This is a genomic window from Pseudomonas sp. BYT-1 (assembly GCF_023611805.1).
Taxonomy (GTDB): Bacteria; Pseudomonadota; Gammaproteobacteria; order Pseudomonadales; family Pseudomonadaceae; genus Aquipseudomonas; species Aquipseudomonas guariconensis.
On the sequence record NZ_CP072559.1, the window covers coordinates 5,007,846 to 5,027,500 of the forward strand.

12 protein-coding genes, 6 tRNA genes and 2 rRNA genes (1 of these 20 only partly in view) are annotated in these 19,655 nt (G+C 56.8%); all 20 read right to left on the minus strand.

The features are described 5' to 3' along the window. Positions 1-74: 74 nt before the first annotated feature. Entirely contained in the window at positions 75-4,274 is a 4,200-nt protein-coding gene (rpoC, locus tag J5X93_RS23525) for a DNA-directed RNA polymerase subunit beta' (protein WP_043215343.1), read from the minus strand. A 64-nt stretch (positions 4,275-4,338) separates the two neighbouring features. Beyond that, complete coding sequence (gene rpoB, locus J5X93_RS23530) at positions 4,339-8,412, minus strand: DNA-directed RNA polymerase subunit beta (RefSeq protein ID WP_043215345.1); 4,074 nt, start codon at positions 8,410-8,412, stop codon at positions 4,339-4,341. A gap of 219 nt (positions 8,413-8,631) precedes the next feature. Continuing rightward, a complete protein-coding gene (gene rplL / locus J5X93_RS23535; protein WP_043215349.1) occupies positions 8,632-9,003 on the minus strand; it encodes a 50S ribosomal protein L7/L12 in 372 nt (123 codons plus the stop codon). Between the two features lie 80 nt (positions 9,004-9,083). Then, positions 9,084-9,584 (minus strand): 50S ribosomal protein L10, encoded by a 501-nt coding sequence (rplJ, locus tag J5X93_RS23540; RefSeq protein WP_043215352.1) that lies wholly within the window; start codon positions 9,582-9,584, stop codon positions 9,084-9,086. 200 nt (positions 9,585-9,784) lie between these two features. Next, on the minus strand, positions 9,785-10,480 hold the full coding sequence (rplA, locus tag J5X93_RS23545; protein WP_043215354.1) for a 50S ribosomal protein L1: 696 nt from the start codon (positions 10,478-10,480) through the stop codon (positions 9,785-9,787). Beyond that, positions 10,480-10,911, minus strand: a complete 432-nt coding sequence (gene rplK / locus J5X93_RS23550) for a 50S ribosomal protein L11 (RefSeq protein ID WP_043215356.1) — start codon at positions 10,909-10,911, stop codon at positions 10,480-10,482. The genes rplA and rplK overlap by 1 nt, the downstream gene beginning before the upstream one ends. Positions 10,912-11,030: 119 nt before the next feature. Then, positions 11,031-11,564: a transcription termination/antitermination protein NusG gene (gene nusG, locus J5X93_RS23555; RefSeq protein WP_011531880.1), complete on the minus strand. Its 534-nt coding sequence runs from the start codon at positions 11,562-11,564 to the stop codon at positions 11,031-11,033. 9 nt (positions 11,565-11,573) lie between these two features. Further along, entirely contained in the window at positions 11,574-11,942 is a 369-nt protein-coding gene (gene secE / locus J5X93_RS23560; protein ID WP_250034072.1) for a preprotein translocase subunit SecE, read from the minus strand. A gap of 43 nt (positions 11,943-11,985) precedes the next feature. After that, positions 11,986-12,061: transfer RNA gene (locus J5X93_RS23565), tRNA-Trp, on the minus strand. A gap of 55 nt (positions 12,062-12,116) precedes the next feature. Next, positions 12,117-13,310: an elongation factor Tu gene (tuf, locus tag J5X93_RS23570; RefSeq protein WP_099593972.1), complete on the minus strand. Its 1,194-nt coding sequence runs from the start codon at positions 13,308-13,310 to the stop codon at positions 12,117-12,119. A gap of 80 nt (positions 13,311-13,390) precedes the next feature. Next, positions 13,391-13,466, minus strand: a tRNA-Thr gene (locus J5X93_RS23575). A 28-nt stretch (positions 13,467-13,494) separates the two neighbouring features. Further along, positions 13,495-13,568: transfer RNA gene (locus tag J5X93_RS23580), tRNA-Gly, on the minus strand. A gap of 23 nt (positions 13,569-13,591) precedes the next feature. Next, positions 13,592-13,676: transfer RNA gene (locus J5X93_RS23585), tRNA-Tyr, on the minus strand. A 144-nt stretch (positions 13,677-13,820) separates the two neighbouring features. After that, positions 13,821-14,246 carry a hypothetical protein gene (locus tag J5X93_RS23590; protein ID WP_043215917.1) on the minus strand — a complete coding sequence of 142 codons (426 nt, stop codon included), beginning with the start codon at positions 14,244-14,246 and terminating at the stop codon, positions 13,821-13,823. Positions 14,247-14,253: 7 nt separating this feature from the next. Next, positions 14,254-15,003: a pantothenate kinase gene (locus J5X93_RS23595; protein ID WP_043215919.1), complete on the minus strand. Its 750-nt coding sequence runs from the start codon at positions 15,001-15,003 to the stop codon at positions 14,254-14,256. Beyond that, a complete protein-coding gene (gene birA, locus J5X93_RS23600; protein ID WP_250034075.1) occupies positions 14,993-15,952 on the minus strand; it encodes a bifunctional biotin--[acetyl-CoA-carboxylase] ligase/biotin operon repressor BirA in 960 nt (319 codons plus the stop codon). The genes J5X93_RS23595 and birA overlap by 11 nt, the downstream gene beginning before the upstream one ends. A gap of 169 nt (positions 15,953-16,121) precedes the next feature. Further along, positions 16,122-16,237: ribosomal RNA gene (gene rrf, locus J5X93_RS23605) — 5S ribosomal RNA — on the minus strand. Positions 16,238-16,364: 127 nt separating this feature from the next. After that, positions 16,365-19,255, minus strand: a 23S ribosomal RNA gene (locus J5X93_RS23610). Positions 19,256-19,489: 234 nt separating this feature from the next. Further along, positions 19,490-19,565, minus strand: a tRNA-Ala gene (locus tag J5X93_RS23615). Positions 19,566-19,587: 22 nt separating this feature from the next. After that, a tRNA-Ile gene (locus tag J5X93_RS23620) sits at positions 19,588-19,655 on the minus strand (it continues 9 nt past the right edge of the window).

The window sequence follows — 19,655 nt, forward strand, 5'->3', positions numbered from 1 at the left end:
CCTCCCCGCCCGGTCATCGGCAACAATTCATGTCGCCAATGACGTGGAGGATGAACCGGGGCCTAGCCCTGTTCTTAGTTACCGCTGGAGTTCAGCGCTTCGGTCAGTGCGGCTTCCACCTCACTGGCACTTACACGCAGCGGCTTGTCGGCATCACGGCGGCGCTTGCGCTCGCTGTGGTAGGCCAGACCGGTACCTGCCGGGATCAGACGACCCACGACCACGTTCTCTTTCAGGCCGCGCAGGTAGTCGCGCTTGCCGGTGACGGCCGCTTCGGTCAGGACGCGCGTGGTTTCCTGGAAGGAAGCCGCGGAAATGAACGACTCGGTCGACAGCGAGGCCTTGGTGATACCCAGCAGTACACGCGAGAACTTCGAGACGAACTTATCTTCGGCGGCGAGACGCTCGTTCTCGACCAGCACCTGAGTCAGTTCCATCTGGTCGCCCTTGATGAAGCTGGAATCGCCGGATTCGGTGATCTCAACTTTACGCAGCATCTGACGCAGGATGGTCTCGATGTGCTTGTCGTTGATCTTCACGCCCTGCAGGCGGTAAACATCCTGAATCTCGTTGACGATGTACTTGGCCAGCGCGCTTACACCCAGCAGACGCAGGATGTCGTGCGGATCGCTCGGACCGTCGGAGATAACTTCGCCGCGGTTTACCTGTTCGCCTTCGAAGACGTTCAAGTGGCGCCACTTCGGAATCAGCTCTTCGTACGGCTCGCTGCCATCGGTCGGCGTGATGACCAAGCGACGCTTGCCCTTGGTTTCCTTACCGAACGCGATGGTGCCGCTGACTTCAGCCAAGATCGAGGCTTCTTTCGGACGACGCGCTTCGAACAGATCGGCAACGCGCGGCAGACCACCGGTGATGTCTCGGGTCTTGGACGTTTCTTGCGGAATACGCGCGATAACGTCACCTACACCGATCTGTGCACCGTCAGCCACACCGACGAGGGCGTTGGCCGGCAGGAAGTACTGGGCTGGAACGTCGGTACCCGGCAGGTACAGATCCTTGCCAGCAGCATCGACCATCTTGATCGCTGGACGGATTTCCTTGCCTGCGGCAGGGCGATCCTTGACGTCCATCACTTCGATGTTGGTCAGGCCGGTCAGCTCGTCGGTCTGACGCTTGATGGTGATGCCTTCCTCCATGCCCACGAAGGTCACGGTACCTTTGAGTTCGGTAACGATCGGGTGGGTGTGCGGGTCCCACTTGGCGACGATGGCGCCAGCTTCGACCTTCTCACCTTCCTTGACCGAAATCACCGCACCGTAAGGCAGCTTGTAGCGCTCACGCTCGCGACCGAATTCGTCGGCGATGGCCAGCTCGCCGGAACGCGAAACGGCAACAAGGTTGCCATCGGCACGCTCGACCTGCTTGAGGTTGTGCAGACGAACCATACCGCCGTTCTTCACCTGGACGCTGTCGGCAGCCGAGGTACGGCTTGCAGCACCACCGATGTGGAACGTACGCATGGTCAGCTGGGTACCCGGCTCACCGATCGACTGGGCAGCGATAACGCCGACAGCTTCACCGATGTTCACCTGGTGACCACGAGCCAGGTCACGACCGTAGCACTTGGCGCAGATGCCGTAGCGGGTTTCGCAGCTGATCGGGGAACGCACGACCACTTCGTCGATGCTGTTCAGCTCGATGAACTCGACCCACTTCTCGTCGACCAGGGTACCGGCCGGAACGATGACGTCCTCGGTGCCTGGCTTGAACACGTCACGGGCGATGACACGACCCAGTACACGCTCACCCAGCGGCTCTACAACGTCACCGCCTTCGATGTGCGGGGTCATCAGCAGACCCTGATCAGTGCCGCAGTCGATCTCGGTCACGACCAGATCCTGTGCCACGTCAACCAGACGACGGGTCAGGTAACCGGAGTTCGCGGTCTTCAATGCGGTATCCGCCAGACCTTTACGAGCACCGTGGGTCGAGATGAAGTACTGCAGTACGCTCAGACCTTCACGGAAGTTCGCGGTGATCGGCGTCTCGATGATGGAGCCGTCCGGCTTGGCCATCAGGCCACGCATACCGGCCAGCTGACGGATCTGGGCAGCGGAACCCCGCGCACCGGAGTCAGCCATCATGTACATCGAGTTGAAGGACTCTTGCTCGACTTCGTTGCCATCACGATCGATGACCTTCTCTTTCGAGAGGTTGGCCATCATCGCCTTGGACACTTCGTCGTTCGCCTTGGACCACAAGTCGATGACCTTGTTGTACTTCTCGCCCTGGGTTACCAGGCCGGAGGCGTACTGGCTCTCGATTTCCTTCACTTCATCGGTAGCGGTACCGATGATGCGCGCCTTCTCATCTGGGATAACGAAGTCGTTAACACCGATGGAAACGCCGGAAATGGTCGAGTAGGCAAAACCGGTGTACATCAGCTGGTCGGCAAAGATGACGGTTTCCTTCAGACCCACCACGCGATAGCACTGGTTGATCAGCTTGGAAATCGCCTTTTTCTTCATCGACTGGTTGACGACGTCGAACGGCAGACCAGCTGGCACTACCTGGAACAACAGCGCACGGCCGACGGTAGTGTCGACGATACGGGTGTTCTTGACGATGCTGCCGTCACGCTCTTTCACGGTCTCGTTGATACGGACCTTGATCTTGGCGTGCAGCGCAGCTTCGCCGGCGCGGAATACGCGGTCGACTTCCTGCAGGTCGGCGAACACACGGCCTTCACCTTTGGCGTTGATGGCTTCACGGGTCATGTAGTACAGACCCAGAACCACGTCCTGGGACGGCACGATGATCGGCTCACCGTTGGCAGGCGACAGGATGTTGTTGGTCGACATCATCAGCGCGCGCGCTTCCAGCTGGGCTTCCAGCGTCAGCGGCACGTGAACGGCCATCTGGTCACCGTCGAAGTCGGCGTTGTACGCAGCACACACCAGCGGGTGCAGCTGAATAGCCTTGCCTTCGATCAGCACCGGCTCGAACGCCTGGATACCCAGACGGTGGAGGGTCGGTGCACGGTTGAGCAGTACGGGGTGTTCGCGGATCACCTCGGCGAGGACGTCCCACACCTCCGGCAGCTCGCGCTCGACCATCTTCTTGGCAGCTTTGATGGTGGTCGCCAGACCGCGCATTTCCAGCTTGCCGAAAATGAACGGCTTGAACAGCTCCAGCGCCATCTTCTTCGGCAGACCGCACTGGTGCAGGCGCAGGGTCGGACCTACGGTAATTACGGAACGACCGGAGTAGTCCACGCGCTTACCGAGCAGGTTCTGACGGAAGCGACCTTGCTTACCTTTGATCATGTCAGCCAGGGACTTCAGCGGACGCTTGTTCGAGCCAGTGATGGCGCGACCGCGGCGGCCGTTGTCCAGCAGGGCGTCGACCGCTTCCTGCAGCATGCGCTTTTCGTTGCGCACGATAATGTCCGGCGCCGACAGATCGAGCAGGCGCTTCAGACGATTGTTACGGTTGATCACCCGGCGGTACAGGTCGTTCAGGTCGGAAGTCGCGAAGCGACCGCCATCGAGCGGAACCAGCGGACGCAGATCCGGCGGCAGAACCGGCAGAACGGTCAGGACCATCCACTCAGGCAGGTTGCCCGAGCCCTGGAAAGCTTCCATCAGCTTCAGGCGCTTGGACAGCTTCTTGATCTTGGTTTCCGAGTTGGTCTGCGGAATCTCTTCGCGCAGGCGACCAATTTCGTGCTCCAGGTCGATAGCGTGCAGCAGCTCGCGAACAGCCTCGGCACCCATACGGGCGTCGAAGTCGTCACCGAACTCTTCCAGTGCTTCGAAGTACTGCTCATCGTTGAGCAGCTGACCCTTCTCGAGGGTGGTCATGCCCGGATCGATAACGACGTAGCTCTCGAAATAGAGCACGCGCTCGATGTCACGCAGGGTCATGTCCATCAGCAGGCCGATACGGGACGGCAGCGACTTCAGGAACCAGATGTGGGCAACCGGCGAGGCCAGCTCGATGTGCGCCATGCGCTCACGACGAACCTTGGCCAGAGCGACTTCAACGCCGCACTTCTCGCAGATGACGCCGCGATGCTTGAGGCGCTTGTACTTTCCGCACAGGCACTCGTAATCCTTGACTGGGCCAAAGATCTTGGCGCAGAACAGGCCGTCACGCTCAGGTTTGAACGTACGGTAGTTGATGGTTTCCGGCTTCTTAACTTCACCGAACGACCACGAACGGATCATTTCAGGCGACGCCAGACCGATGCGGATGGCGTCGAACTCTTCGACTTGACCCTGGTTTTTCAGCAAATTCAGTAGGTCTTTCAAGGCCTTTCCTCCTGGCGGAGCAGGAAGCGGGCAATACCTGCCCCGCTCCCCTTCGCGTCACGTGTTATTCGGTTTCCAGATCGATATCGATACCGAGCGAACGGATCTCTTTGATCAACACGTTGAAGGACTCGGGCATGCCCGGCTCCATACGGTGATCGCCATCCACGATGTTCTTGTACATCTTGGTACGGCCGTTCACGTCGTCCGACTTCACTGTGAGCATTTCTTGCAGGGTGTATGCCGCGCCGTATGCTTCCAGCGCCCACACTTCCATCTCCCCGAAACGCTGACCACCGAACTGCGCCTTACCACCCAGCGGCTGCTGGGTAACCAGGCTGTACGAACCAGTGGAACGCGCGTGCATCTTGTCGTCCACCAAGTGGTTCAGCTTGAGCATGTACATGTAACCAACGGTCACAGGACGCTCGAACTTGTTGCCGGTACGGCCATCGAACAGGACCATCTGGCCGCTCTCAGGCATGTCGGCCAGCTTCAGCATGGCCTTGATTTCACGCTCCTTGGCACCGTCGAAGACCGGCGTAGCCATCGGCACGCCTTTCTTCAGGTTGTTGGCCAGCGCGATGATCTCTTCGTCCGAGAACTCGTCCAGGTTTTCCTGACGACCACCGATCTCGTTGTAGACCTCGGTCAGGAAGCTGCGCAGCTCAGCGGCTTTGCGCTGCTCTTCGAGCATGCGATCGATCTTCTCGCCCAGGCCCTTGGCCGCGAGGCCCAGGTGGGTTTCAAGGATCTGACCGACGTTCATACGCGAAGGTACACCCAGCGGGTTCAGAACGACGTCGACTGGAGTACCGTTGGCGTCGTGCGGCATGTCTTCGACCGGCATGATCACGGAGACCACACCCTTGTTACCGTGACGGCCTGCCATCTTGTCGCCCGGCTGGATGCGGCGACGGATAGCCAGGTAGACCTTGACGATCTTCAGCACGCCCGGTGCCAGGTCATCGCCCTGCTGCAGCTTGCGCTTCTTGTCTTCGAACTTGTCGTCCAGCAGACGACGGCGATCGACGATGTACTGCTGAGCCTTTTCCAACTGCTCGTTCAGAGCATCTTCGGCCATGCGCAGCTTGAACCACTGGCCGTGCTCCAGACCGTTCAGTACGTCGTCAGTGATCACGGTGCCTTTCTTCAGGCCCGCGCCACCATCGACCACCTGGCCGTTCAGGGCTGCACGCAGACGCTCGAAGGTCGCGCCCTCGACGATGCGGAACTCTTCGTTGAGGTCCTTGCGGATCTCGTCCAGTTGCATCTTCTCGATGGCCAGGGCGCGGCTGTCGCGCTCAACGCCGTCACGGGTGAAGACCTGGACGTCGATGACAGTACCTTTGGTGCCGGTCGGCACGCGCAGGGAGGTGTCTTTTACGTCGCTGGCCTTCTCACCGAAGATCGCACGCAGCAGCTTTTCTTCTGGAGTCAGCTGGGTCTCGCCTTTCGGAGTGACCTTACCGACCAGAATGTCGCCAGCGCCGACTTCAGCACCCACATAGACGATACCGGCTTCGTCCAGCTTGTTCAGCGCAGCCTCACCCACGTTCGGGATGTCCGCAGTGATTTCCTCTGGGCCAAGCTTGGTGTCACGCGCCACACAGGTCAGTTCCTGGATGTGGATAGTGGTGAAGCGGTCTTCCTGAACCACACGCTCGGACAGGCAGATGGAGTCTTCGAAGTTGAAGCCGTTCCACGCCATGAACGCGATGCGCATGTTCTGACCCAACGCCAGCTCACCCATGTCGGTGGACGGGCCGTCGGCCATGATGTCGCCACGCGCGACCACATCACCTTTGCTCACCAGCGGACGCTGGTTGATGCAGGTGTTCTGGTTCGAACGGGTGTACTTGGTCAGGTTGTAGATATCCACACCTGCTTCGCCGGTTTCTACTTCGTCATCGGCTACACGCACGACGATACGGCTGGCGTCGACCGAGTCGATCACACCACCGCGACGAGCAACGACGCAGACGCCGGAGTCACGAGCAACGTTGCGCTCCATGCCGGTACCTACCAGCGGCTTGTCGGCGCGCAGGGTCGGAACAGCCTGACGCTGCATGTTCGAACCCATCAATGCACGGTTGGCGTCGTCGTGCTCGAGGAACGGAATCAGCGAGGCAGCGACGGAAACAACCTGCTTCGGCGAAACGTCCATCAGGGTGACGTCTTCCGGCGCCTTGACGGTGAATTCGTTCAGGTGACGTACGGCGACCAGCTCATCGACCAGTTGCTTCTGCTCGTTCATCGCAGCGGAAGCCTGGGCGATCACGTGATCGGCCTCTTCGATGGCAGACAGGAACACGATTTCGTCGGTGACCACGCCTTCTTTCACCACGCGGTACGGGCTTTCCAGGAAGCCGTACTGATTGGTGCGGGCATAGGCCGCCAGGGAGTTGATCAGACCGATGTTCGGACCTTCAGGGGTCTCGATCGGGCACACACGGCCGTAGTGAGTCGGGTGTACGTCACGGACTTCGAAGCCTGCACGCTCACGGGTCAGACCACCTGGGCCGAGCGCGGAGACACGGCGCTTGTGGGTGATCTCGGAGAGTGGGTTGTTCTGGTCCATGAACTGCGAGAGCTGGCTGGAACCGAAGAACTCCTTCACCGCCGCCGCGACCGGCTTGGCGTTGATCAGGTCCTGCGGCATCAAGCCTTCGCTTTCCGCCATCGACAGACGTTCCTTGACCGCGCGCTCGACGCGCACCAGGCCGACACGGAACTGGTTCTCGGCCATCTCGCCAACGCAACGGACACGACGGTTACCCAGGTGGTCGATGTCGTCAACGATGCCTTTGCCGTTACGGATATCGACCAAGGTCTTGAGGACGTCGACGATATCTTCCTTGCTCAGCACGCCCGAACCTTCGATCTCGGTACGACCGATACGGCGGTTGAACTTCATGCGGCCAACAGCGGACAGATCGTAACGCTCGGCGCTGAAGAACAGGTTGTTGAACAGGGTCTCGGCGGCATCCTTGGTTGGCGGCTCACCTGGACGCATCATGCGGTAGATTTCCACCAAGGCTTCCAGCTGGTTGCTGGTGGTGTCGATCTTCAGAGTATCCGAGATGAACGGACCACAATCGATGTCGTTGGTGTACAGCGTCTCGATGCGTACAACCTGAGCCTTGGCGACCTTGATCAGCAGCTCAGTGGTCAGCTCGGTGTTGCATTCGGCAAGGATCTCGCCGGTGGCCGGATGCACGATGGCCTTGGCAGTGGTGCGGCCCAGGACGTACTCCATTGGAACGTCCAGCTGCTTGACGCCGGCTTTTTCGAGCTGGTTGATATGGCGCGCGGTGATACGACGGCCTTGCTCAACGATGATCTTTCCGCTGCCGTCATGGATATCCATGACCGCGACTTCACCACGCAGACGCTGAGGCACCAGTTCCAGGCTGAGTTTTTCGCCGGAAACGTGGAACACGTTGGTGGTGTAGAAGGTGTTGAGGATTTCTTCGGTGCTGTAGCCCAGCGCTCGCAGCAGTACCGAGGCCGGCAGCTTGCGGCGACGGTCGATACGAACGAACACGCAGTCCTTCGGATCGAACTCGAAGTCCAGCCAGGAACCGCGGTAAGGAATGATACGGGCGGAGTACAGCAGTTTGCCGGAGCTGTGGGTCTTGCCACGATCGTGGTCGAAGAACACACCTGGCGAACGGTGCAGCTGGGAAACGATTACACGCTCGGTACCGTTGATAACGAAGGTACCGTTCTCAGTCATCAGGGGGATTTCACCCATGTAGACTTCTTGCTCTTTGATGTCCTTGATCGCTTTGTTCGACGATTCCTTGTCGAAGATGATCAGGCGCACCTTCACACGCAGCGGAACAGCGAATGTCACACCGCGCAGGACACATTCCTTCACATCGAAAGCCGGCTCGCCCAGGCGATAGCCGACGTACTCCAGGGCAGCATTGCCGGAGTAGCTGATGATCGGGAATACCGATTTGAAGGCCGCGTGCAGGCCGACGTCGCGGAACTGATCCTTGGATGCTCCCGCCTGCAGGAATTCGCGATACGAATCCAGCTGGATGGCCAGGAGGTAAGGCACATCCATGACGTCCGGCAACTTGCTAAAGTCCTTGCGGATACGTTTTTTCTCAGTGTATGAGTAAGCCATCAGCGTTCCCCAGCTTGGTCACCTGCTTGTTTGGCTCCTTCCGAGCGGAAGCAGCCAGAAAATCTGCAAACCCCATGGTTTGCACACCCTCTTGGGTGTTTTACAGCTCGTTATCGGGGCCGACCTGATCGGCCACCAATAACGGAAAAAGGCCGGTGGCATAAGCCACCAGCCGTCAGCCTTTCGCTCAACGCTTGGGCTGGAGTCGCAAAGTCGAAATTACTTCAGCTCGACTTTAGCGCCTGCTTCTTCCAGCTTCTTCTTCGCGTCTTCAGCGGCTTCTTTCGAAACGCCTTCAGCGATGACAGCAGGAGCGCCGTCTACTTTCTCTTTGGCTTCTTTCAGGCCCAGACCGGTCAGTTCACGAACTGCCTTGATCACGTTGACCTTCTTGTCGCCAGCTTCGGCCAGAACGACGTTGAACTCGGTCTGCTCTTCAGCAGCGGCAGCAGCGCCACCAGCAGGGGCAGCAGCAACGGCGGCAGCAGCGGTAACGCCGAAGGTTTCTTCCATCGCTTTGATCAGTTCAACAATTTCCAGAACGGTTTTCTGGCCGATCGCTTCGATGATTTGCTCGTTAGTCAGAGACATGACTATGAATTCCTGTATTGGGGTGACAGCCTACGCGGCCATCAAATTAAACGTTTGATTTCGAAATAAGCTACGCGGCCTTAGGCAGCAGCAGCTTCTTTCTGGTCGCGCAGAGCAGCCAGGGTACGAGCCAGCTTGCTGGTTGCACCTTGGATTACGCTCATCAGCTGTGCGATAGCCTCGTCGCGAGTTGGCAGAGTTGCCAGCACGTCGATCTGGTTAGCGGCAAGGAACTTGCCGTCGAACGCAGCTGCCTTGATCTCGAACTTGTCCTGACCCTTGGCGAACTCTTTGAACAGACGAGCAGCAGCGCCCGGATGTTCATTGGAGAAGGCGATCAGGGTCGGGCCTTTGAACGCGTCGTTGAGGATCGAGTACTCGGTGCCTTCAACAGCGCGCTTGAGCAGGGTGTTACGTACGACACGTACGTAAACGCCAGCTTCGCGGGCCTCTTTACGGAGTCCGGTCATTGCGCCTACAGTCACACCACGGGCATCAGCCACGACAGCGGACAGAGCGACTTTGGCAGCCTCGTTGACTTCAGCGACGATGGCCTTCTTGTCTTCGAGTTTAATTGCCACGGGTTTACTCCTGGTTTCTACCGTTTCATCCAGCCGAGGCCGGATGTCGTTTTGGTGTCTGATTCGGTAACGAATCGGGAGCACCATCTGCGTAGGCTTGTGGTTTAAGGCTTGCGCCGCCTACGGTCTTGGATAGCCCCCGCCAGGCAGGGACCCCAATTTTCAGCAGCCGGTGCGGACAGGGCCGCACCGGCCGAGCATTACACGTTCAGCGAGCTCTGATCGATGATCAGACCTGGGCCCATGGTGGTGCTCAGGGTGACGCGCTTGACGTAGATACCTTTCGAGGAAGCCGGCTTGATACGCTTCAGATCGGCGATCAGGGCTTCAACGTTTTCCTTCAGCTTGCCAGCTTCGAAGCCGACCTTGCCAACGGAGGTGTGGATGATACCGTTCTTGTCGGTACGGTAGCGAACCTGACCAGCCTTGGCGTTCTTGACGGCGCCGGCTACGTCTGGAGTTACAGTACCCACTTTCGGGTTCGGCATCAGGCCGCGAGGACCCAGGACCTGACCCAGCTGACCTACAACACGCATGGCATCAGGCGATGCGATTACGACGTCATAGTTCAGGTCGCCGCCTTTCATTTCGGCAGCCAGATCGTCCATACCTACGCGGTCAGCGCCGGCAGCCAGAGCAGCTTCAGCAGCTGGGCCCTGGGTGAAGACGGCAACGCGAACGGTCTTGCCAGTGCCATGCGGCAGCACGGTAGCGCTGCGAACGACCTGGTCGGATTTACGCGGGTCAACACCGAGGTTGACGGCGATGTCATAGGACTCGACGAATTTGGCGGCCGGCAGCGAAGCCAGCAGAGTCGCGGCCTCTTCGAAGTTGTAGGCCTTGCCTGCTTCGATTTTCTCGGCGATAGCCTTTTGGCGCTTAGTCAGCTTAGCCATTACACACCCTCCACGTTCAGGCCCATGCTGCGGGCAGAGCCGGCGATGGTGCGCACAGCTGCATCCAGGTCAGCGGCAGTCAGATCAGCCTGCTTGGTCTTGGCGATCTCTTCCAGCTGAGCACGGGTAACGGTACCAACCTTGACGGTGTTCGGGCGAGCCGAACCACTGCTCAGGCCAGCAGCTTTCTTCAGCAGAACCGAGGCAGGAGTGCTCTTGGTTTCGAAGGTGAAGCTACGGTCACTGTAGACAGTGATGATCACTGGAGTCGGCAGACCTGGCTCTTGACCCTGAGTACGGGCGTTGAAGGCCTTGCAGAATTCCATGATGTTAACACCGTGTTGACCCAGTGCTGGACCAACGGGTGGGCTTGGGTTGGCCTGGCCGGCCTTAACTTGCAGCTTGATGTAAGCCTGAATCTTCTTAGCCATGAGCTACTCCAAAATCGGGTACGAACGCCAGATGGCTCCCCGTATGACTTGCGTTTTATCCCAGTGACGACAAAACCCCGCAGCACATAGGGCTGCGGGGTATGGGATGCGTCGTTCGCCTAGACCTTCTCGACCTGGCTGAACTCGAGCTCTACCGGAGTAGAGCGACCGAAAATGAGCACTGCAACCTGCAGCCTGCTCTTTTCGTAGTTAACTTCTTCGACACTGCCATTGAAGTCAGCAAACGGACCATCAATGACTCGAACCACTTCACCCGGCTCGAACAGCGTCTTGGGCTTAGGCTTGTCACTACCATCGGCAACGCGACGCAGGATAGCTTCAGCTTCTTTATCGGTGATCGGCGCAGGCTTGTCTGCGGTACCACCAATGAAACCCATGACACGAGGGGTGTCCTTGACGAGGTGCCAAGTCCCTTCGTTCATTTCCATCTGGACCAGCACATAGCCAGGGAAGAATTTGCGCTCGCTCTTGCGCTTCTGGCCATTGCGCATTTCAACAACTTCTTCGGTCGGGACCAGGATCTCGCCGAACTCGTCTTCCATGCCAGCCAGCTTGACGCGCTCGATCAGGGAGCGCATCACATGCTTCTCGTAACCCGAGTAAGCATGCACGACGTACCAACGCTTAGCCACGGGACACCCTTAGCCAACAATCAAGGAGACCGCCCAGCCGAGCAGGGAATCGAGACCCCACAGCAGCAACGCCATAACCAACACGACAACCACAACAATGAGCGTGGTCTGAGTGGTTTCCTGGCGGGTCGGCCACACGACTTTACGAATCTCGGTACGAGCTTCCTTCGCCAGCGCAAAGAACGACTTACCCTTCACAGTCTGCAAGGCGACAAAGCCCGCAACGGCAGCCAGAGCAAGAAGCGCAAGGACGCGATACAGGATTGGAGCTGCGGAGTAATACTGATTACCCACAACACCAACGACTACCAATACAACAACAGCCAGCCACTTGAACAGATCAAAACGCGATTCTTGGGCTTCAGTTTTGGGAGTCATCGAGGAGGATCCTGTGAGAAGAAAGCCATCACACCGAGGTGAATGGCAGGTCAGGAGGGAATCGAACCCCCAACCTACGGTTTTGGAGACCGTCGCTCTGCCAATTGAGCTACTGACCTTTAACGCTGTATCAGGCCGGCCATTATGCCGGCCTGATCATGAGAAATCAACTACTTATTCAATAATTTTTGCTACGACGCCGGCGCCGACGGTACGACCGCCTTCACGGATAGCGAAGCGCAGACCGTCTTCCATTGCGATGGTCTTGATCAGGGTAACAGTCATCTGAATGTTGTCACCTGGCATTACCATTTCAACGCCTTCCGGCAGTTCGCAGTTACCGGTCACGTCAGTGGTACGGAAGTAGAACTGAGGACGGTAGCCTTTGAAGAACGGAGTGTGACGACCGCCTTCTTCCTTCGACAGAACGTAGACTTCTGCAGTGAACTTGGTGTGCGGCTTGACCGAACCTGGCTTGACCAGAACCTGGCCACGCTCAACTTCGTCACGCTTGGTGCCGCGCAGCAGGACGCCGCAGTTCTCGCCAGCACGACCTTCGTCCAGCAGCTTGCGGAACATCTCAACGCCGGTGCAGGTGGTGGTGGTGGTTGGACGCAGACCAACGATTTCCAGGGCGTCCTGAACGCGGACGATACCACGCTCGATACGACCGGTAACAACGGTACCACGACCCGAGATCGAGAAGACGTCTTCGATCGGCATCAGGAACGGCTGGTCAACGGCACGAACTGGCTCAGGGATGTAGGCATCCAGAGTCTCAACCAGCTTCTTAACAGCGCTGGTACCCATTTCGTTGTCGTCTTTGCCTTCCAGAGCCATACGAGCCGAACCGATGATGATCGGAGTGTCGTCGCCTGGGAAGTCGTAGGTGGACAGCAGGTCGCGAACTTCCATCTCGACCAGTTCCAGCAGCTCAGCGTCGTCTACCAGGTCAGCCTTGTTCAGGAAGACCACGATGTACGGAACGCCAACCTGACGGGACAGCAGGATGTGCTCACGGGTTTGTGGCATCGGACCATCGGCGGCCGAGCAAACCAGGATCGCGCCGTCCATCTGGGCAGCACCGGTGATCATGTTCTTCACGTAGTCAGCGTGACCTGGGCAGTCAACGTGAGCGTAGTGACGAATGTTCGAGTTGTACTCGACGTGAGCGGTGTTGATGGTGATACCGCGTGCTTTTTCTTCTGGAGCCGAGTCGATCTTGTCGAACTCAACGACGGCCGAACCGAAGACTTCGGAGCAGACGCGGGTCAGAGCTGCAGTCAGAGTGGTCTTACCGTGGTCAACGTGGCCGATAGTGCCGACGTTAACGTGGGGAAGGGAACGATCAAACTTTTCCTTAGCCATCGATACAGTCCTCCGCAGAAGAAATAGTCACTACAACTGATAAAACAAAGGCAGATATTTTCATATCTGCCTTGTTAATATGGAGCTCTTGAGCGGACTTGAACCGCTGACCTCACCCTTACCAAGGGTGTGCTCTACCAACTGAGCTACAAGAGCGCAACACTTTGTGCAACAACAGCAAACTTGGAGCGGGTAGCGGGAATCGAACCCGCATCATCAGCTTGGAAGGCTGAGGTTCTACCACTAAACTATACCCGCGGAGCTTGCAGCTCTCGCTAAACTGGTGGAGGGGGAAGGATTCGAACCTTCGAAGTCGAAGACGTCAGATTTACAGTCTGATCCCTTTGGCCACTCGGGAACCCCTCCTGAGTGTGGGCGGCATTTTCAACTCTTGCCGTCCTGCTGTCAAGCTTTTTCTCATTAAAATCTTGAGGTTAGCTACTTTGACAACAGCTTCCGGTCTTACCACCTCAGTGGTGTTCCCTGCGAAGCGGGCGCCATTCTATCAAGCTATTCACCAGTTGCAATACCCTCGCATAAAATAATTTTGTGTTTTAAGTCTTTGAAATCCTTGGAAAGACTTGAGAGCACCGCAGAGTCCAGCAAACGCTCGCTTTCGGCCGCAACTTTGAGCCAGCGCCCATCAGCACCTGGCAATTGGCCTGGCACCTCCGCTGTCGAAATATCCAGGCTTACCAGGCGCTGACGTAGCGCGTCCAACTGCTCTTGAGTCTGAACCCCTCCGACAACCAGGCATTCATCGCGGCGCTTGGCCGGCGCTGAAGCGCCTGTTTCACGCAATAGGCGGATTTCTTGCTGACTACCTTTGTACAAGGAAAGAGGCGCAACCTCCTTGGCCTTCAGAGGCGCCTCCTGTTGATGCCAGACGTAATAAGCGATATTGAGCACCACCAATAGCAGAAACAACCAACGCATAGGCACCTCAACCCAGTGGACAGGCAATGGCCAGACCGACAAAGACCAGATCGGGCACCACCCGAACCTGAGGAACGGCATCTCTTACCAAAGGCGCATCCCCACCGGTAAGGAACGCCGTGAATGACTCACCCCATAACACCTGTGCTTGCTCAATCTGCGTACGCGCAAAACCCTGCAACATCAACACGCACCCGCGCTCGACAGCTTCCACGGTGGAGCGTCCCGGCACGAGACTGATCAAAGCTCGCTCAGCTGAAGCATCGTCGTAACGAATCCGACGGGTGTGGGTGCGCAATTGGCTACGCATCAGCGGCATACCCGGGCAAATGTAACCGCCCAAATGCTGCCCGTCCGCAGCGACGAAGTCCGCCTTGGCTGCGGTGCCCAAGTCGATGACCAAGCACGCCCCTTTTGCCAGATGGTACGCACCCAGTGCCGCCAACCAGCGATCCATACCCAGTCGCTGATAATCGTCGTATCCATTGCGCACGCCCGCCATTTCACGGGCAGGATGAGCGACTAGCACCCGGACACCGAAATGCTGTGCCAACTGTAGGCAAAGCGCGTCGGTTTCTTCTTCGCTGCGCACACTCACCATCCGGCTACCACTGAGGCGCACGGAAGGCAACGCTGACACTTCGGCCAGCAGTGCCTGATCAGAATCGACTATGCCTCCACCCACAATGGTCGCATCGCCGGCATGAATTACACGCCACTTGATGAAACTATTTCCGCAGTCGAGCTCAAGAATCATCACGCAACCTCAAACTGAGCTCTCCAGCACTAAAGCTCTTTTCCACACCTTCGACCTCGAGACGCAAGGCGCCTAGCCCATCAACCCCAAGCATCACACCATCGATACGGTTACTACCTGCAATCAGGGACACTGTGCGCCCCTGCCACAGGTTTGCCTGCTCCCAATCTTCCTGGAATGCCGCAAACCCGTAACGACGATGACGGGCCAACTCATGCTGCAGTTGCTGGTTGAGTTGCGCGACCAGACGGTTGCGGTCGATTGACCCACCTACCTCACGCTTCATCGAAGTCCACTGCTGATCGACCCGGTCATTGCTCTGCATGTTCACATTGATACCGATACCCAGCACTACATGACATACATCTGCAGGATCGCCGACCAACTCCAACAGGATGCCCGCAATTTTCCGCTCTCCCACCAGCACATCATTCGGCCATTTCAAGCCGGCAGCATCCAAACCGAACACCTGCAAGGTGCGCATGACCGCCAATCCTACGACCAGGCTCAGCCCTTCGAGCTGGCGCATGCCGCCTTCGACCCGCAGAACCAGGCTGTAATAGAGATTCTCAGCGAAAGGACTCACCCATTGGCGCCCGCGCCGACCCCGGCCAGCTGTCTGTTGCTCCGCCAAAACGAGAAACGGCGCGGATTCGCCCCGAGCAATAAGACGTAGAGCTTCGGCATTGGTGGAATCTATTGTCTCGTGAATCCAAAGCGGCCAATGATCGCCCCGGCCGTGCTCATGGATAACCTCAGACTCGAGCAAAGTCAGCGGTACGGCCAATTGATAGCCACGACCACGCACCTTGTGAATAACAAGGTTCAATTCGCTTTCCAGGTGCTGCAGCTGCTTCCACACGGCGCTGCGACTCACCCCCATTGCTTCCCCTAGGGCCTGCCCGGAATGGAACCGGCCATCCTTGAGGAGATTCAACAACTTCAGCATGCCAGTCTCGACTTGGAATTAGGCTGGCATGATAGCCACGGCCCGGGGGCTTGCATAGGAAAAGGGCCCACAGAAAGGCAGTACTCGAGCAACAGAGGGAGAAAATGGTCGGAACCAGAAAAGACAAAACCCCTACCTGCTCGCGCAGATAGGGGTTTTGCGAAATGAATCTTGACGATGACCTACTCTCACATGGGGAAGCCCCACACTACCATCGGCGATGCATCGTTTCACTACTGAGTTCGGGATGGGATCAGGTGGTTCCAATGCTCTATGGTCGTCAAGAAATTCTGTTGCCAGACTGTCTTATGACACTCCAGCCAATTCGGATATGTGATCGTTGTGGTTGCGAACTTTCGGTTCTTTCGTCTTCACCACCGCAATCTGCAGAAGCAAATTGCTTGGGTGTTATATGGTCAAGCCTCACGGGCAATTAGTATCGGTTAGCTCAACGCCTCACAGCGCTTACACACCCGACCTATCAACGTCGTAGTCTTCGACGGCCCTTTAGGGGATTCAAGATCCCAGTGAGATCTCATCTTGAGGCAAGTTTCCCGCTTAGATGCTTTCAGCGGTTATCTCTTCCGAACATAGCTACCCGGCAATGCCACTGGCGTGACAACCGGAACACCAGAGGTTCGTCCACTCCGGTCCTCTCGTACTAGGAGCAGCCCCTCTCAAATCTCAAACGTCCACGGCAGATAGGGACCGAACTGTCTCACGACGTTCTAAACCCAGCTCGCGTACCACTTTAAATGGCGAACAGCCATACCCTTGGGACCGGCTTCAGCCCCAGGATGTGATGAGCCGACATCGAGGTGCCAAACACCGCCGTCGATATGAACTCTTGGGCGGTATCAGCCTGTTATCCCCGGAGTACCTTTTATCCGTTGAGCGATGGCCCTTCCATACAGAACCACCGGATCACTAAGACCTACTTTCGTACCTGCTCGACGTGTGGGTCTCGCAGTCAAGCGCGCTTTTGCCTTTATACTCTGCGACCGATTTCCGACCGGTCTGAGCGCACCTTCGTACTCCTCCGTTACTCTTTGGGAGGAGACCGCCCCAGTCAAACTACCCACCATACACTGTCCTCGATCCGGATCACGGACCTGAGTTAGAACCTCAAGGTTGCCAGGGTGGTATTTCAAGGATGGCTCCATGAGAACTGGCGTCCCCACTTCAAAGCCTCCCACCTATCCTACACAAGCAAGCTCAAAGTCCAGTGCAAAGCTATAGTAAAGGTTCACGGGGTCTTTCCGTCTAGCCGCGGATACACTGCATCTTCACAGCGATTTCAATTTCACTGAGTCTCGGGTGGAGACAGCGCCGCCATCGTTACGCCATTCGTGCAGGTCGGAACTTACCCGACAAGGAATTTCGCTACCTTAGGACCGTTATAGTTACGGCCGCCGTTTACCGGGGCTTCGATCAAGAGCTTCGCTTGCGCTAACCCCATCAATTAACCTTCCGGCACCGGGCAGGCGTCACACCCTATACGTCCACTTTCGTGTTTGCAGAGTGCTGTGTTTTTAATAAACAGTCGCAGCGGCCTGGTATCTTCGACCGGCATGGGCTTACGGAGCAAGTCCTTCACCCTCGCCGGCGCACCTTCTCCCGAAGTTACGGTGCCATTTTGCCTAGTTCCTTCACCCGAGTTCTCTCAAGCGCCTTGGTATTCTCTACCCGACCACCTGTGTCGGTTTGGGGTACGGTTCCCAGTTATCTGAAGCTTAGGAGCTTTTCTTGGAAGCATGGCATCAACCACTTCGTCGCCTAAAGGCAACTCGTCATCAGCTCTCGGCCTTGAAATCCCGGATTTGCCTAAGATTTCAGCCTACCACCTTAAACTTGGACAACCAACGCCAAGCTGGCCTAGCCTTCTCCGTCCCTCCATCGCAATAACTGGAAGTACAGGAATATTAACCTGTTTTCCATCGACTACGCTTTTCAGCCTCGCCTTAGGGACCGACTAACCCTGCGTCGATTAACGTTGCGCAGGAAACCTTGGTCTTTCGGCGTGCGAGTTTTTCACTCGCATTGTCGTTACTCATGTCAGCATTCGCACTTCTGATACCTCCAGCAAGCTTCTCAACTCACCTTCACAGGCTTACAGAACGCTCCTCTACCGCATCACCTAAGTGATACCCGTAGCTTCGGTGCATGGTTTGAGCCCCGTTACATCTTCCGCGCAGGCCGACTCGACTAGTGAGCTATTACGCTTTCTTTAAAGGATGGCTGCTTCTAAGCCAACCTCCTAGCTGTCTAAGCCTTCCCACATCGTTTCCCACTTAACCATGACTTTGGGACCTTAGCTGACGGTCTGGGTTGTTTCCCTTTTCACGACGGACGTTAGCACCCGCCGTGTGTCTCCCATGCTCGGCACTTCCAGGTATTCGGAGTTTGCATCGGTTTGGTAAGTCGGGATGACCCCCTAGCCGAAACAGTGCTCTACCCCCTGGAGTGATACATGAGGCGCTACCTAAATAGCTTTCGAGGAGAACCAGCTATCTCCGAGCTTGATTAGCCTTTCACTCCGATCCACAGGTCATCCGCTAACTTTTCAACGGTAGTCGGTTCGGTCCTCCAGTCAGTGTTACCTAACCTTCAACCTGCCCATGGATAGATCGCCCGGTTTCGGGTCTATACCCAGCGACTAAACGCCCTATTAAGACTCGCTTTCGCTACGCCTCCCCTATTCGGTTAAGCTCGCCACTGAATATAAGTCGCTGACCCATTATACAAAAGGTACGCAGTCACCTAACAAAGTAGGCTCCCACTGCTTGTACGCATACGGTTTCAGGTTCTATTTCACTCCCCTCTCCGGGGTTCTTTTCGCCTTTCCCTCACGGTACTGGTTCACTATCGGTCAGTCAGTAGTATTTAGCCTTGGAGGATGGTCCCCCCATGTTCAGACAAAGTTTCTCGTGCTCCGTCCTACTCGATTTCATTGATAAGAGACTTTCGTGTACGGGGCTATCACCCACTATGGCCGCACTTTCCAGAGCGTTCCACTAATCTCAAATCAACTTAAGGGCTGGTCCCCGTTCGCTCGCCACTACTAAGGGAATCTCGGTTGATTTCTTTTCCTCAGGGTACTTAGATGTTTCAGTTCCCCTGGTTCGCCTCTTGCACCTATGGATTCAGTACAAGATACCTAGGTTATCCTAGGTGGGTTCCCCCATTCAGAGATCTCTGGATCACAGTCTGTTTGCCGACTCCCCAAAGCTTATCGCAGGCTACCACGTCTTTCATCGCCTCTGACTGCCAAGGCATCCACCGTATGCGCTTCTTCACTTGACCATATAACCCCAAGCAATCTGGTTATACTGTGAAGACGACATTCGCCGAAAATTCGCATGTTGCTCAATAAAGAGCAGAACTCACAAATTTTACCTTAGCCTGATGGCCCACCAGTGAAAGTGGTCATCAGTCTATCTATCACATATCCGAATTTTTAAAGAACGATCTGACAAAAGTCAGAAATCAACATTCACGTTGGAATGCTCATTTCTAAGTTCTGCAGGTAACGGCAAGTGGTGGAGCCAAGCGGGATCGAACCGCTGACCTCCTGCGTGCAAGGCAGGCGCTCTCCCAGCTGAGCTATGGCCCCGTAGTCATCTGCACCAAGCTAATGGTAGGTCTGGGCAGATTTGAACTGCCGACCTCACCCTTATCAGGGGTGCGCTCTAACCAACTGAGC